Source organism: Marinobacterium sp. xm-m-312, from assembly GCF_013283295.1.
GTDB lineage: Bacteria > Pseudomonadota > Gammaproteobacteria > Pseudomonadales > Balneatricaceae > Marinobacterium_E.
Window position 1 is genome coordinate 1 of record NZ_WBYS01000003.1, and the last position, 14,278, is coordinate 14,278.

Annotated in this window: 17 protein-coding genes and 1 tRNA gene; 9 read left to right on the plus strand and 9 right to left on the minus strand. The window is 48.0% G+C overall.

From position 1 onward, the window contains the following. Positions 1-692: 692 nt before the first annotated feature. From XMM312_RS04210 to XMM312_RS04230, 5 genes are all read right to left on the minus strand, one after another. Complete coding sequence (locus tag XMM312_RS04210; RefSeq protein WP_173488759.1) at positions 693-1,880, minus strand: tyrosine-type recombinase/integrase; 1,188 nt, start codon at positions 1,878-1,880, stop codon at positions 693-695. Between the two features lie 205 nt (positions 1,881-2,085). Then, positions 2,086-2,161 (minus strand) — tRNA-Phe (locus XMM312_RS04215). A gap of 67 nt (positions 2,162-2,228) precedes the next feature. Next, positions 2,229-2,498 carry an oxidative damage protection protein gene (locus XMM312_RS04220; protein WP_173481822.1) on the minus strand — a complete coding sequence of 90 codons (270 nt, stop codon included), beginning with the start codon at positions 2,496-2,498 and terminating at the stop codon, positions 2,229-2,231. After that, positions 2,499-3,551, minus strand: coding sequence for an A/G-specific adenine glycosylase (mutY, locus tag XMM312_RS04225; RefSeq protein WP_173488760.1), 1,053 nt, complete (start codon positions 3,549-3,551; stop codon positions 2,499-2,501). It abuts the gene before it with no gap. 12 nt (positions 3,552-3,563) lie between these two features. Next, positions 3,564-5,120 carry an AsmA family protein gene (locus XMM312_RS04230; protein WP_173488761.1) on the minus strand — a complete coding sequence of 519 codons (1,557 nt, stop codon included), beginning with the start codon at positions 5,118-5,120 and terminating at the stop codon, positions 3,564-3,566. A gap of 123 nt (positions 5,121-5,243) precedes the next feature. Between XMM312_RS04230 and hisB the strand changes: the two genes are divergently transcribed. Genes hisB through cysZ form a run of 9 tightly spaced genes read left to right on the plus strand, consistent with a single transcriptional unit; the run spans position 5,244 to position 10,373 of the window. Continuing rightward, entirely contained in the window at positions 5,244-5,837 is a 594-nt protein-coding gene (gene hisB, locus XMM312_RS04235) for an imidazoleglycerol-phosphate dehydratase HisB (protein ID WP_173481825.1), read from the plus strand. A gap of 3 nt (positions 5,838-5,840) precedes the next feature. Next, on the plus strand, positions 5,841-6,491 hold the full coding sequence (hisH, locus tag XMM312_RS04240; protein WP_173482644.1) for an imidazole glycerol phosphate synthase subunit HisH: 651 nt from the start codon (positions 5,841-5,843) through the stop codon (positions 6,489-6,491). 26 nt (positions 6,492-6,517) lie between these two features. Next, complete coding sequence (gene hisA, locus XMM312_RS04245) at positions 6,518-7,258, plus strand: 1-(5-phosphoribosyl)-5-[(5-phosphoribosylamino)methylideneamino]imidazole-4-carboxamide isomerase (RefSeq protein ID WP_173482643.1); 741 nt, start codon at positions 6,518-6,520, stop codon at positions 7,256-7,258. A 10-nt stretch (positions 7,259-7,268) separates the two neighbouring features. After that, complete coding sequence (gene hisF / locus XMM312_RS04250) at positions 7,269-8,042, plus strand: imidazole glycerol phosphate synthase subunit HisF (protein WP_173481828.1); 774 nt, start codon at positions 7,269-7,271, stop codon at positions 8,040-8,042. Positions 8,043-8,064: 22 nt separating this feature from the next. Continuing rightward, the gene (locus tag XMM312_RS04255; RefSeq protein WP_173481829.1) at positions 8,065-8,667 is read left to right on the plus strand and encodes a DUF416 family protein; all 603 of its coding nucleotides are present in this window, start codon (positions 8,065-8,067) and stop codon (positions 8,665-8,667) included. Then, a complete protein-coding gene (locus XMM312_RS04260) occupies positions 8,667-8,939 on the plus strand; it encodes a hypothetical protein (protein WP_173484187.1) in 273 nt (90 codons plus the stop codon). Before XMM312_RS04255 ends, XMM312_RS04260 begins: the two co-directional genes overlap by 1 nt. After that, entirely contained in the window at positions 8,936-9,367 is a 432-nt protein-coding gene (locus tag XMM312_RS04265; RefSeq protein ID WP_173481831.1) for a hypothetical protein, read from the plus strand. Before XMM312_RS04260 ends, XMM312_RS04265 begins: the two co-directional genes overlap by 4 nt. A 10-nt stretch (positions 9,368-9,377) precedes the next feature. Beyond that, positions 9,378-9,608, plus strand: coding sequence for a hypothetical protein (locus XMM312_RS04270; RefSeq protein ID WP_173481832.1), 231 nt, complete (start codon positions 9,378-9,380; stop codon positions 9,606-9,608). Between the two features lie 6 nt (positions 9,609-9,614). Continuing rightward, positions 9,615-10,373 (plus strand): sulfate transporter CysZ, encoded by a 759-nt coding sequence (gene cysZ / locus XMM312_RS04275; RefSeq protein WP_173481833.1) that lies wholly within the window; start codon positions 9,615-9,617, stop codon positions 10,371-10,373. 6 nt (positions 10,374-10,379) lie between these two features. On the opposite strand, the gene phoR is transcribed toward cysZ, so the two are convergent. The 4 genes from phoR to phoU form a co-directional block, all read right to left on the minus strand. After that, positions 10,380-11,666 (minus strand): phosphate regulon sensor histidine kinase PhoR, encoded by a 1,287-nt coding sequence (gene phoR / locus XMM312_RS04280; protein ID WP_173482639.1) that lies wholly within the window; start codon positions 11,664-11,666, stop codon positions 10,380-10,382. A 9-nt stretch (positions 11,667-11,675) separates the two neighbouring features. Continuing rightward, positions 11,676-12,371: a phosphate regulon transcriptional regulator PhoB gene (phoB, locus tag XMM312_RS04285; protein ID WP_173481835.1), complete on the minus strand. Its 696-nt coding sequence runs from the start codon at positions 12,369-12,371 to the stop codon at positions 11,676-11,678. A 71-nt stretch (positions 12,372-12,442) separates the two neighbouring features. Beyond that, positions 12,443-13,303, minus strand: coding sequence for a 4-hydroxybenzoate octaprenyltransferase (gene ubiA / locus XMM312_RS04290; protein WP_371739804.1), 861 nt, complete (start codon positions 13,301-13,303; stop codon positions 12,443-12,445). 105 nt (positions 13,304-13,408) lie between these two features. Then, positions 13,409-14,128 carry a phosphate signaling complex protein PhoU gene (phoU, locus tag XMM312_RS04295; RefSeq protein WP_173481836.1) on the minus strand — a complete coding sequence of 240 codons (720 nt, stop codon included), beginning with the start codon at positions 14,126-14,128 and terminating at the stop codon, positions 13,409-13,411. Positions 14,129-14,278 lie beyond the last annotated feature (150 nt).

Here is a 14,278-nt window from a genome sequence, read left to right on the forward strand (position 1 = left end):
GGCTCATTTTTCGGTACATTTCCGCCCTGTACATCGAACCTTAAAGTACCGTAGACTGGCGTAATCAGTACGCTTGTTAGCTATTAAAGTGCTCGTGGAAGGCAACATAGAAGCCTCGAGGCACCATTCTTTAAGGCTTGCAGATGTTGCAGGCCTTTTTTGTTTGTGCCCCGTACACCCTTAAAATTACTAAGCCGAATAACCTCAAAGGTAATAATCGCAAGGTATTCAGCGTAGGTAACTTTCTAGGGATACCCTCCACGTAACACCTCAAAGTAGTCATTCCTAAGCGTGCGTCCTAAGAACTGTTTTAAGGCGTGGTAAAACTTACTTTGTGGACTTGCATTTATAACGCTCCGAAGGGTAGAAGTGCTCTACCGATATACCTAATAGCGGTTTTTGTCATTCTGCCGATTTTAGTTCTCTACTCTGGAGGGAATGCGCAAAACGCTAGTTACTACATAGGCGATCCCGATACCACGAGATTGCAGGCACGCTTCTTCGTTAAAGCATGTATATTTACTGCGCTACTTGTTGTTTATGTACTGATAGCCTTTAGAGGCACTTGGCGCTACTTCCTTGATAAACGAAAGTGGCGCAAGTTAGTTGGTGCGCTAATGGTTTTACTCCAGCTACCCATGCTGTTGTTGGCATTCTCAGAAAACATACGTATTGGGTATCTGCTGTTCTTCTCAATCCTCGCTGATCTTTAGCATCCACTGACTCTTCATTTCAATTGAATGGCCTTCTCCATAGTGCTGTCCTACTGAGGCTTTTGCCCACCCACCAAGCTCGTCTATTAGCTCAGTAGGGCACTCAACATTCCTCAACCTGTCCCTGAGGCTATGCCTGAATGAATGCACTACACATCCATCAGGTACTCTTGGTTTAAGCCATTTATTCAATGCACCACTGGCTGAATTAGCCTTGGTAGATTTCCCATCACAGAATTTTGGTATTAACGGTGCCGAGAGAGCCCTGCATCGGCTTATGAGTAATTTGGCCGCTGACAGTGACGCCCCCACGAGAGGAACAATACGCTCACTCTCAGCTGTCTTTAGCCTTCGCCATGGATGTGGCTGAACAATAATATGTGGGTTGTCTGTCAGTACAACATCAGACGCTTGAAGACCAAGGGCTTCAGCTAAGCGAAGCCCAGTGTTTGATATGAGAGCTATGGTGAGCCTTGGGTCATCCGCAATCGCTAAGCATTCCGTTTGTACTTTCCTTATGTGAGCAACTGGTATTGGTTTGCGCAGAATGCTCCCTTTATTTGGTTCAGCAAAGTGAATGGCTGAGAATGCTGATACGGTTGGTAAGTCCTTCTCCCTAGCAGTGAAGGTGACAATGGCTTTAATGGTAGTAATTATTCGCTTCGCACTTGCTGTAGATAGCCCTCTCTCTTGGATTAGGTAATCTCTAAAAGCATTCGCTAGTTCTCGGTTGTACGCATTGATTGGATGAATGCCAACCGATTCCTCTATATATCTAACTGCACGCCTTACTGAACCATAAAACTCTTCAGGCCGATTAGTTCCTTTCTGGCTTAGGTAATATTCTGCGGCTTCAGTAAGAAGTGGGCTGTTTGAAAATGACTCTGTTGGGCTGACTAATGCTGTGGTGAGAGCAGGAGAATAATCCTGCCTGAACTTATTAGCCCAGTTACCCAAGGCGGAGAAGGTGAGAACTTCCCACTCACGCTCTAATTCATAGCTAATCTTCTGAGCGCGGCGGCGTGCAATCTCAGGATGGCGTGTGTGAAGGGATGTGCGTATCCGGTCTAGACGGTAGTGCTGAAGAACCCTCTTCGGAACCCTCCGGCAGTAATAGAAATAGCCGTGTTTACTTTCTATGTAGTTCGATTGCCTCTTTTGTACCAAAATTTGTACCCCACGCCTTAAAACAGTTCTTAGGACGCACGCTTAGGAATGACTACTTTGAGGTGTTACGTGGAGGGTATCCCTAGAAAGTTACCTACGCTGAATACCTTGCGATTATTACCTTTGAGGTTATTCGGCTTAGTAATTTTAAGGGTGTACGGGGCACAAACAAAAAAGGCCTGCAACATCTGCAAGCCTTAAAGAATGGTGCCTCGAGGCGGAATCGAACCACCGACACGAGGATTTTCAATCCTCTGCTCTACCAACTGAGCTATCGAGGCAACTCATTGGAGGCGCGTATTAAACCGAGATCTGCTTTGGGTGTCAACAGTCTGATTTAAAAAATCTTTATTTAGTGGGTACGTAGCCTTCGGCTTTCTCGAAATCTTCTCCAGCGAAGAACTTTTGCATTTCGCCTTGTAAGAATTTGCGCGATTCTGCATCCATCATGTTGAGGTGCTTTTCATTGATCAACATGGTTTGGTGATCGGTCCACTCTTGCCATGCTTTTTTAGAGATGTTGTCGAACACATCTTGGCCGATTGGGCCGGGGTAGGGTGCGCGCTCTAGGCCTTCTAGTTCTTCTTGGTACTTACGACAAAATACAGTGCGTGACATTTAACTCTCCTTGTGTGCGGCGCTGAGTGTATCAATCAGTGTCTTAACAGGCGCCGCTAAGCCAACTTCGCTAGGTTGTACGCTGTTATACCAGAGTGTGGTTCGCTCTTCCATGACGTGTTCGACTTGCAGGTAGTCTGCATTGATGACGACGGGTGTGATCTCTAGGTGGTAGTGCGAGAAGGTGTGTCTAAACGGCTCTAGGATCTCTAGGTTGTTTTGATCAACTGCCCAGTGCATCTCTATATCCCGTAGGTCTGTGACTTCTGGAAAACTCCACAGTCCACCCCATATGCCTGCCGCAGGCCGTTGCTCGAGAAGGAACTTTTCACCCTCTTTTATCAACAACATAAAGGTCTGTTTTGTGGGCTTCTCTTTTTTGGGTTTTGATCCAGGAAAATCTGTAACGCGATCTGCTTTTAGAGCTAAACAACCGTCGCTAATTGGGCAATCTGCACAACGGGGTTTGGAGCGAGTGCAGAGTGTCGCACCAAGATCCATCATCGCTTGGGTGTAGTCGGCATTGCGGCTATTCGGGGTCAATGAATCGGCATGATCCCAAAGCCGATTAGCGACTTGAGTATTGCCGGGCCAACCTTCGACAGCAAAGTATCGTGCTAAGACGCGTTTTACATTGCCATCCAGAATGGCTGCTTTGGTGCCATAAGCAATGGAACTCACTGCGGCAGCGGTTGATCGTCCTACACCTGGAAGTTGCTCGAGCAGGTGGGGGTCTTGCGGGAAGTGACCTTTAAACTCATTAACGACCATGTTGGCGGCTTTGTGCAGGTTTCTGGCGCGGGCGTAGTAACCCAGACCGGTCCAGTGATGCAAAACTTCATCAATCGGTGCTTTGGCTAAGGCTTCGACTGTGGGGAAACGCTCCATAAAGGCGTTGTAGTAAGGAATCACAGTCGCTACTTGGGTCTGCTGCAACATGATTTCAGAGATCCAAGTGTTGTATGCGCTTTTTGTCTGTTGCCAAGGGAGGTGCTTGCGACCGTGTTGATCAAACCATTTCAACACGATCGCAGAGAAGTGACTGTTATCCATTCGGTCTCTTTATTAATTACCGAACAGCCCTTTAATCAGAGATCCGGCGTCTTGGCTTTTCAGCTGTTCGCCCAATTTATCTTTAAGAGAGTCTTGTAGCTTCTCTTTGGCTTGCTGTTCGAGTGCTTCTTTTTTCTTGTCGATCTCTGCTTGCAGCTTCTCGCCAGCTACTTTCTTCAGCATGTCACCAACAAAGCGGGTATCCAGTTTGCAGAGTTTAACAGGGTCGGTGTCGAATGTGCCTCTGCAATTGACGGGGATACGGGTGCCACGCAGTGCTGGATTGATGCCACAGCTCTTCTGGAAGAGGTCCTCTTTTATGGTAAGCCCAAGGGTGTAATCCAGTGACTGTTTGGGCAGGTTAACGGTCCCGTTGGCATCTAGGTTGGCGGCATCGACACTAGCTAGAAGTTCAGGATTGGTCACAACGCCATTTTTAATAATGAAATCGCTGCTCAGGTTAGCAATCGGGGTGGTTTTGTCGACCTGGTCAGGGTTGAAGCCGAACGAAGTGATGTTCTCGATCTTTTGGCAAAGCTCTTGTGCCATATCGATCCCTTTGATTACCCCTTCGTCAGCGGTCAGTGTCATTTTGCCGTTGAGGTTTTCGATGAATGCCTTAACGGATGTCCCCTTAGTGCTCAGCGTTCCTGCTAGGTCGACTTTGGCCGAGAGTATGGGATCTTCCATAGCCAGTGCCATCAGTTGTTCAGCGGCAATGTCTTTAAACCTTGGATTGAACGTTAAGGTTGGCGCTTTGTTATCTGCTCGAATCTCGGCAGTGGCATTTAAAGAGCCACCAAAGGCTTTAGCATCTAACTGATCGACGGTCAGCACGCCCCCTTTGGTTTTGGCGCTGAGTTTTATGTCAGAAATGGTCTGCTTTTTGAGGATAAGGGTGTCGAGCGATAGCTGGTAGGTAGAGTTATCAGCAATGGGTAGTGATATCTCGATTGGATCTGTTGGCCAGCCTTTTTCGGAAGAACTACTATTTGCTTCAGTGTCGCTTGAGGGTAGGTAGCGATCCAGATCTATGCGGTCCCCTGCTAAATTCACTTGCATGGCAAGGCTGTTCAGATCGACGGTTGTTGACCCTTTAAAGCGGCTTTCATCAAATTGTAGATCGATGTTGGAGAGAGTCAGAATCTGCTTCTCGGTATCGAATTGCAGAGCTGTTGTCAGATCGATGGCTAGATCGAGGTTGCCCTGGTCTTGATTGGGCATAGAGAGCATCAGCCCTTTGATTTGAATGCTGTCCGCTTCAATTTTGCCGCCCAACAGTGCTGAGATACTAATAACGGCTCGTGCGTTTTCGAGGGTGGCCTGTTGTTTAGAGTCGTTCGTTTGTGCAGAGATATCGCTCAGCTCCACCGCAAGCGTAGGGTAGAGCGACCAGCCGATCGGGCCATTTATTGCCAGTTCAATGCCAGCTTTTTCTTTGGCTTGCTGCTCGATTTCGGCTTTGTATTCGTTGGGATCAAACAGGTAGGCCATGTAGCCTGCCAGTGCACCAACCATTAAAACAGCCAGCAAAAGTAGAGCGACGATTATTCGAATAGCGACTTTCATAGTGTGTTCCAAATTAGGGATTTACATTCAGTGTAGTCGAAAATTAAAAAAAGCCAGTTAACCTGCCGTTTCCAGCGCGATTTCGCTATACTTGCGCTTTGCGCATGACTAGCGGAGAGAAACATGGCTGCACGCACAGCAAACGTATCACGCGATACGCTAGAAACTCAGATCAGTGTTGAGATCAATTTGGACGGTACCGGCGAGTTTAAAGCCGATACTGGCGTCCCTTTTCTTGAGCACATGATGGACCAAATTTCGCGTCACGGCTTGATTGATATCAACGTCAAAGCGAATGGCGATACACACATCGATGATCACCACACAGTCGAAGATATCGGCATTACACTGGGCCAAGCGTTTAAGCAGGCAGTTGGTGATAAAAAAGGCATTCGTCGTTACGGCCACGCTTACGTGCCACTTGATGAGGCATTGTCACGTGTCGTGATCGACTTTTCGGGTCGTCCAGGTCTAGAGATGCACGTCGATTTCGTGCGTGGTTCTGTGGGTGGTTTTGATGTCGATCTGTTTGGCGAATTCTTCCACGGTTTTGTGAATCACGCGGGCGTTACGCTGCACATTGACAACCTGCGCGGTAAGAACACTCATCACCAAGCAGAGACTGTTTTCAAAGCCTTTGGCCGCGCTCTACGTATGGCATTGGAGTTTGACGATCGTGCTGCCGGCATGATGCCTTCAACTAAAGGGTGTCTATAAGTTATGAGCACGATTGCCGTTATTGATTACGGTATGGGTAACCTGCACTCGGTTGCCAAAGCGCTTGAACTGGTTTCCGACGACGGCACTCAGGTCGTGTTGACGGCTGATCCACAGAAGGTTCGCGATGCGGATCGCGTCCTTCTGCCAGGTGTTGGCGCTATTCGCGATTGTGTAGCAGAGATGCGCCGTCTTGGTGTGGATCAAGAGGTGAGCGAAGCGATCAGCTCTGGAAAGCCCTTCCTAGGTATCTGTGTGGGTTACCAAGCACTGACTAACTTCTCTGAAGAGAATGGCGGTGTGGAGTGTTTAGGCGAGTTTGAAGGCCGTGTTAACTTCTTTGGTAAAGATCTTAAAGACGACAACGGCGACAAGCTTAAAGTGCCGCACATGGGTTGGAATCAGGTTCAGCAGAGTATTGATCACCCACTTTGGCAGGGCATAGAAAACGACACACGTTTCTACTTTGTGCACAGCTACTACGTTAAGTTGGCGGAACAAGCATTGGTTGCCGGTACCGCAAATTACGGTGTCGACTTTGATGTGGCTTTGGCAAAAGACAATGTCTTTGCTACGCAGTTCCACCCAGAGAAGAGCTCGAAAGCGGGCCTTCAGCTTCTAAAGAATTTTGTAAATTGGAACGGCCAAGTTTAAGTCGTTCACCCATAGGAAAAGCTTCAATGTTAATTATCCCTGCGATTGATCTTAAAGACGGTAAATGTGTGCGCCTGCGTCAGGGCCGTATGGATGACTCAACCGTATTCTCTGACAACCCCGTTGATATGGCGGCAAAGTGGGTCGATGCGGGATGTCGACGTTTGCACCTTGTCGATTTGAATGGCGCGTTCGCAGGCGAGCCAGTCAATGGTGGTATCGTTCGTGAGATCGCTAAAGCATACCCTGATCTACCGATTCAGATCGGTGGCGGTATCCGTTCTGCAGAGACCATTGAAGCCTACCTAGATGCCGGCGTCTCTTACGTGATTATCGGTACTAAAGCGGTTAAAGAGCCTGAGTTTGTTACCGAGATGTGTAAAGCCTTCCCAGGCAAAATAATTGTGGGTCTTGATGCGCAAGATGGCCGCGTTGCGATTGATGGTTGGGCGGAAGTGACTGATGTAATGGCGGTTGATCTGGCTAAACGTTTCCGTGATGACGGTGTCTCTTCAATTGTCTACACCGATATCGCTCGTGACGGCATGATGCAGGGCGTTAACGTAGAGGCTACCGTTGATCTGGCGGTACAGGGCGGTATTCCTGTTGTCGCTTCAGGCGGTGTCACGAACATCGACGATATCCGTGCATTGGCGGAAGTGGCTGACCAAGGCATTTTGGGTGCGATTACTGGCCGAGCTATTTATGAAGGCACACTGGATGTGGCTGAAGCACAGGCTCTTAGCGATCAGCTGACGGCTAAGTAAGGATTTATAGATGGCACTAGCGAAGCGCATTATCCCTTGTCTGGACGTCGAAAACGGACGCGTCGTTAAAGGCGTTAAGTTCCTCGATATTCGTGATGCTGGTGATCCAGTTGAGGTCGCCCGTCGATACGACGAACAGGGGGCTGATGAGATCACCTTTTTGGATATCACAGCCAGCCATGAAGGCCGTGACACGATGGTGCATACGGTTGAGCGTATGGCGTCGCAAGTGTTTATCCCGTTGACCGTTGGCGGTGGTGTTCGTACCTGTGACGATATTCGTACGCTGTTAAATGCTGGCGCTGATAAGGTCTCTATTAATACGGCAGCCGTATTTAACCCCGAGTTTGTGAAAGAGGCAGCGGATCGTTTTGGTAGTCAGTGTATTGTCGTGGCGATTGATGCAAAACGAGTCTCTGCTCCAGATGAAGAGGGCCGCTGGGAGATCTTTACCCACGGTGGCCGTAAGCCAACCGGCCTAGACGCTGTTGAATGGGCGCAAAAGATGGAAGAGCTTGGTGCAGGTGAGATTCTACTGACCTCCATGGACCAAGACGGTGTGAAAAGTGGTTATGATTTAGGCGTGACTCGAGCAGTGTCTGAAGCGGTGACCATTCCCGTCATCGCATCAGGTGGCGTTGGTAACTTAGATCATTTGGTTGATGGCTGCATCGAAGGCAAAGCCGACGCAGTGCTGGCCGCCTCTATTTTCCACTTTAACGAATACACAGTACCCGAAGCGAAAGCGTACATGCGTGAGCGCGGTATTGAAGTACGTCTTTAATCAACGGCAAAGGTAGGCATCGATGCTAGATCCCAATGAACTAGAAACTGAGATTCGTAACCTTGAGCACTGGCAGCAGGTTGCCTTCTCTGCTGCGCTGACCGAGCGTATGTTCAATAACTTCGCGCTGTTCTCCAAGTTGATGGAGTTTGGCGATTTAGATCGCATGCGCACAGTGCTTGATGGCGTATGGGGTGAATTGGCTCAAAACGGCAGCAAGCTAAACTACGACGTTCAGCTTGGCCATGTTGACGATAACCTGGTGGATCTCGATGAGTTCGACACCTTTGGTGCCATTCCTGCCCGCGATGCAATGCTGGCGCTCTACTCAACGCTGATGTGTAAGCTAGAGAAAGAGGCGAGCGACGCGGTTGCGGTATCGAACCTCTCTTACGAGACCGTATCGGCTTACATTGAGTTTGCTGAAGCGGACGATCAGATGTCTGATGAAGAGCTGATCCGCATGATCAACTCTCACGACATGATGCTGGATGAAGATGCGTTTCAGAGCGAAGTTCTGGAACAGCTAAACGGCGCTAAACAGAATGCTGCAACCATTTCAGCTCTGCGTGAACTTGGTGAAAACCAAGGCATTTCAAACATAGGGATCAGCGACGAAGAGTAATGCTTAGACTGGGTCTTATTCTTCTGATTGTTCCAAGCCTCGCACTGATGGGGGCTTACATGTACGAGCAGCACTTGATCGAGAGCTGCACGGCGACCGGTGGCTTCTACGACTATGCTCTCTCAGAGTGTAATCCACAGACAGAACAACCTTTCATTCCTTTTATGGTGCGCTACCCACTGTTGGTGAACGGCGGCATGCTGTTGAGTGTGTTGGGTCTTCTGTTAACCATCGTTGGCCTCTATAAACCCAATAAGCGAGACGTTGCGTGATTAAAAAGATCATCTGGGCTCTTATTTTAATGTCAGGCATCGGCTTCTACCTCTGGGCAGAGTTTGCCGGTGATGATTGGCTAGAAGCGTTTAACTCAGAGCGACAACAGGCGGCTGCCGAGTTCTTTGCTAAAGGTGAAGAGCAGGGTAGGGTAAAAACGGACGCAGCTTGTTTTGATGATGCTATTGGTCAGATTGCTGAGTGCTTAAGCATCTCGTGTACGGTCGATGCCGGTCAGTATCTACGCGGTTGTTGGGGCGTTGCCGAACGTGCAGAGAGCTTCTGTGATGGGGTGCCTGAGTTCCAAGAAGAGAAGACTGAAGATGAGAAAGAGTGGGCTCGTTTTGCCTGCTACGATCTGAACAGTCGCGGCGATGGCTGCCGTCTTCTGATGCGTCAAAAGCAGCAGCACTGCGCAACACAATAAGGACAATTGAATGAACTACTATTTAGCAGCGATGGAGCCCTTCCTATTCTGGGGTGGCTTGGGCATCTACATCATCTCTCTGGCCATGTATGGAACTCGCAGTGGCGATTGGAAAGCGATCATTCGCTTTTGGGAGCCGCTACTCAAACTTAACCCAACCGAGTTTCGTATCAACCGCATCGGTCTGAGCGGCATGATTCTGGCGGTTGTGATTCGAGTCTACCTAAACTTCCTAGCGTAATTCACCATGCGCACGAACTCGCCTTTCTCAGGGTTGGCCTATCTAGGCCGCGGTTTCAAAATGCTGTCGGAGCCCGGTCTTCGCGCCTTTGTATTGGTACCTTTGCTGATCAATACAGTCATCTTTGTTGGGGCGATCTATCTTCTGGTGACCAACTTCTCTGCTTGGGTTGATGCTCTAATCGCCCTTTGGTTACCCGATTGGGGGTGGTTGGATTATCTAATCTACTTCTTATGGCCTATCTTCGCGTTGGTCTTGGTGCTGATGGTCTATTACGGCTTCTCGGTTGTTGCGAACTTTATAGCCGCGCCATTCAACGGCATCCTTTCAGAACGGGTCGAGCAGCGTCTGCGAGGCGATGCGATCAGCAATGAACTCAGCCTATTGCAGATGATTCCCGGCACCCTCGCGCGTGAGTTAGCTAAGTTGGCGTACTTTATTCCAAGGGTTTTGCTCTTGTTGATTCTAGGCTTTATCCCGCTCATAAACCTAGCGACCCCAGTGCTTTGGTTCATCTTCAGTGCGTGGATGATGGCGATTCAATACATCGACTACCCGATGGATAACAACGGCCTGACCTTCAAGCGAATGAAGGGGTTATTGAAAGAGCGTCGTTGGTCTGCGTTAAGTCTAGGCTCGGTGATACAGCTTGGCATGTTGGTACCCCTGCTGAATCTGATTTTGATGCCGGCGGCAGTGATTGGCGCAACGATCTTTTGGGTGGAAGAGTATGAAGCTGATGGTGAGCAGGGGCGTTTAAAGTAAGCGCTGCTAAATCTTAACCACTCGACTTTCAGGGAAGGTCACACTGAAGCGACTACCTTCACCCGGTTTGCTAGTTACTCCCAACTTAGCATTGTGCCGAACCAACACGTGTTTCACTATGGCCAGCCCAAGACCAGTACCACCACTGTCGCGTGATCGACCCTCATCCACTCGGTAGAAACGTTCTGTGATTCTTGGAATGTGCTCTGCTGGTATACCGACACCGGTATCGGTCACTGAAAACTGTACGCCGTTGTCCAGTTTCTCCAGTGCTATATCAATGACTCCGTTAGCCGGTGTATATCGAACCGCATTGAACACAAGGTTGGAGAGGGCGCTACGTACCTCACCCTCATTACCAAGAATCTCAAAGCCTTGGTCCATTTTGAGCGAGATTTGATGCTGTTTTGGCCCTGACACCTCTTTTGCTTCTTCTGTGATCCTTTCTAGCATTTCTCTAATGAAAATGGGCTTTCGGCTCTTATTTTCTGAGCTGGTTTCCAAGCGAGAAAGGGTTAGAAGGTCAGCAATCAGAGCAGCCATACGACTGCTCTGAGACTGCATAGAGTGGATCGCTTTTTGTATTGGTTTGGGCAGCTCTTGCTCTTGTAATGTCTCCAGATACCCATGAATAACTGTGATTGGAGTTCTCAGTTCGTGTGACGCATTGGCTAAGAAGGTATGACGCATAAGGCCAATTTTTTCGCTCTCAGAGATATCCCTAACAATTAGAACTTTGTCACCTTCACCAAAGGACTCTACACGGTACTCAAGCACTCTTTTCTGGTCTGCTGAGTCTGCTTTGAATGAAGCGATATGAGACGATTGAGAGTAAAATTCTAAAAAATTAGGTTCAGAAAAGACCTCCTGTACCCTTTTATGTTTCTGCTCAATGGTTATCTCTAATATCTCTTCAGCGGCATTATTCCACCACTCAATATTGTCTTGATTATCAATGATGACGATGGCGTCTTTCATGGCAGAGGTGGCTGCTTGAAACTGATCCATATCGGCATGGATCTCATCGTATTCTGCTTCCGTCTTATTCCGATAGTTGGCTATCGAGCGAACAATACGCCCCTGTTCAAAGGGTAATTTAGGATCTGGCGAGCTGAGATTTTGGTCTAGCCAAGTGACTAACTTTGCGTTCAGCAGCGAACTCAATATCGACCAAAGCAAAGAGCCAAATAATGCACCCAGTATTAGGTTGTGACTTGTAAAAAAACCGAGAACTGCACCAGCAAGAGTAAAGCTGAGAAGGCCAAGTAGTTGGCGTGCTATCGATTCGGTCACAAATCTATCCTAGAGTTTGGTTGAAAAACGGTATCCTGTACCACGAACTGTTTGGATTAAATTACCAAGGTCTGGCCCTAGTGCTTTGCGAAGACGTCGAATGTGCACATCCACTGTTCGCTCCTCCACATAGACATTCCCGCCCCAAACCATATCTAATAATTGGCCCCGGGAATAGGCTCTATCTTGATGTGTCATAAACAGATGAAGCAGTTTGAACTCTGTTGGACCTAGATTGAGCGACTGGCCGGAAGCATCCGAAACCCGATGTGAGACTGGATCTAAAATAATCCCACCGATTGAGATGGCGCCCTCATCACTCTCGGGAAGGCTTCTTCTAAGAACCGCTTTTAAGCGAGCGATCAGCTCTTTGGGTGAAAAAGGCTTAGTAATGTAATCATCTATACCCGCTTCAAGGCCCTGAATTTTATTGTCTTCATCAGCTTTCGCCGTCAGCATGATGATCGGTAGGTCTTTGGTGGTAGGGTCGCTGCGAAGGCGTTTGGCTAGCTCTATTCCGCTGGTACCAGGCATCATCCAATCGAGCAGCATCATGTCAGGCTTTTCATCAATGACCATGGCATGGGCTGTTTTTGCATCACAGGCCTCTAGTGTCTCAAAGCCGGCGAGCTCTAGTGCCATTACAATCATTTCACGAATAGCGGATTCATCATCAACGATCAGTATGCGTCTGGAACGACTCATGGTAACTCTCTCATCTGTTTCATTGACCTCATTAAATGATGCTTTCGTTACAAAAAGATGACAATGACGTTTTACAGTGCGTAATCAGCAGCTAATCCCACCAAAACAACTAGTTCAGCATAGTGATTATTTAAAAATGCTTTGAAACAGGGCATGCGTTCACGATCTTTTATCAGCCAGTGCTGGTAGATAAAGAACCCTACAGCACCTATCAGTCCAAGATAGAAATAGATTCCAAGGGATTCCAGTATTCCAATCCAAACCAGTACAGCAAGAGCAGCAATCTGTAGGCCGGCTATAGCCATGCGATCGTATTGGCCAAAAAATACAGCTGTCGATTTGATGCCTATCTTTAAATCATCATCCCGATCGACCATGGCGTACATGGTGTCATAAGCGACCGTCCATAAAATTTTAGCAAGGAAGACTAACCAGCCGACTAATGGCACTTCGCCTAAGGTTGCAGCAAAGGCCATCGGAATTCCCCAACCAAACGCCATACCCAAAACGACTTGGGGGAAGTGGGTGTAGCGCTTCATAAAGGGGTAGCTGAAGGCTAATAACAGAGCGATGGGCGATAGCAAGATCGCGGCTTTGTTCGTGAACAGCACTAAGATAAACGCGATCAGCATTAATCCGACGAACAAGCCAATGGCTTCTTTGCTAGTGATGCGTCCCGTTGGGAGTGGGCGTTCTGAGGTGCGCTTTACATGGCCATCCACTTTGCGGTCTGCAAAGTCGTTGATGACACAGCCGGCTGAACGAGTCACCCATACCCCAAAGGTAAAGATAAACAGTAGATCCCAACTGGGTAAGCCACTTGCGGCGATCCATAAAGCCCAGAGAGTTGGCCATAACAAGAGATAGGTGCCAATCGGTTTGTCTGCTCGCATCAATTGCCATGCGGCATGGAGTTTATCTGCAGTGATCACAAGTGACTCAAGTATCTTTAAATTAAGGTGGTAGTATGAAGTGAGGGAGTGCTTAAAACAACAAAGCCACCTGAAGGTGGCTTTGTTAGAAGCAGAGTCGCAAGCTTACTCTCGAACGATCTTTTTGATCTCTTTAGTCTTCATGTGACGAACATCGGTACCGCTGACTTGGTAGATGACTTGCTCAGCCAAATTGCAGGCATGGTCACCGATTCGTTCTAGTGCACGAAGAATCCAGATAATATTTAGCACACCACTGATAGAGCGTGAGTCTTCCATCATGAAAGTGATTAAAGCTCGCATGGTCGACTGGTATTCACGATCAACATGTTTATCACTCTTGACCACTTTGTACGCTAATTCGATGTCACGATTTTCAAAAGCGATTAATACTGAGTTGAGCATGTCTGTGACCATCTCACCAATGTGGCTGACCTCATGAAGACTTTTGCTACTCGATTCATTATTTGACAGATCGATGGCCTGTTTGGCAACGCGAGAGGCTTCATCTCCGATACGCTCCAGATCAACAATGGCACGGTTGATTGACAGAACCAGCCTTAAATCAACGGCTGCTGGCTGGCGAAGCGCAATGATCTGTTCACACGCTTTATCTATCTGATTTTCGAAGCGATTGGTCTCTCGATCCAGCTCACGAGTTGATTCAGCCAGTGAGATATCTTGATTGAGCAGTGCATGCAAAGAGTCAGTGACTTGCTGCTTAACGGTTCTGCCCATCTCTAAAAATTCGGAACGAAGCCTCTCAAGCTCTTCGTTGAACTTATTTGATGTGTGTTGCGAATAGATCTCGCCACTGTCGCGCATTACAAACCCTCTTTTTAGGTCAACTAGGTCTAATTACCTTTAGTATTTCAAAAGAATGTTAGAGATTTGTGACAGTTTCGTGTCGATTTGGTTAAAGGAAAATATATCTCTAAAGGGTAGGCTTACCTTGCGATAAAACTTATGATTATC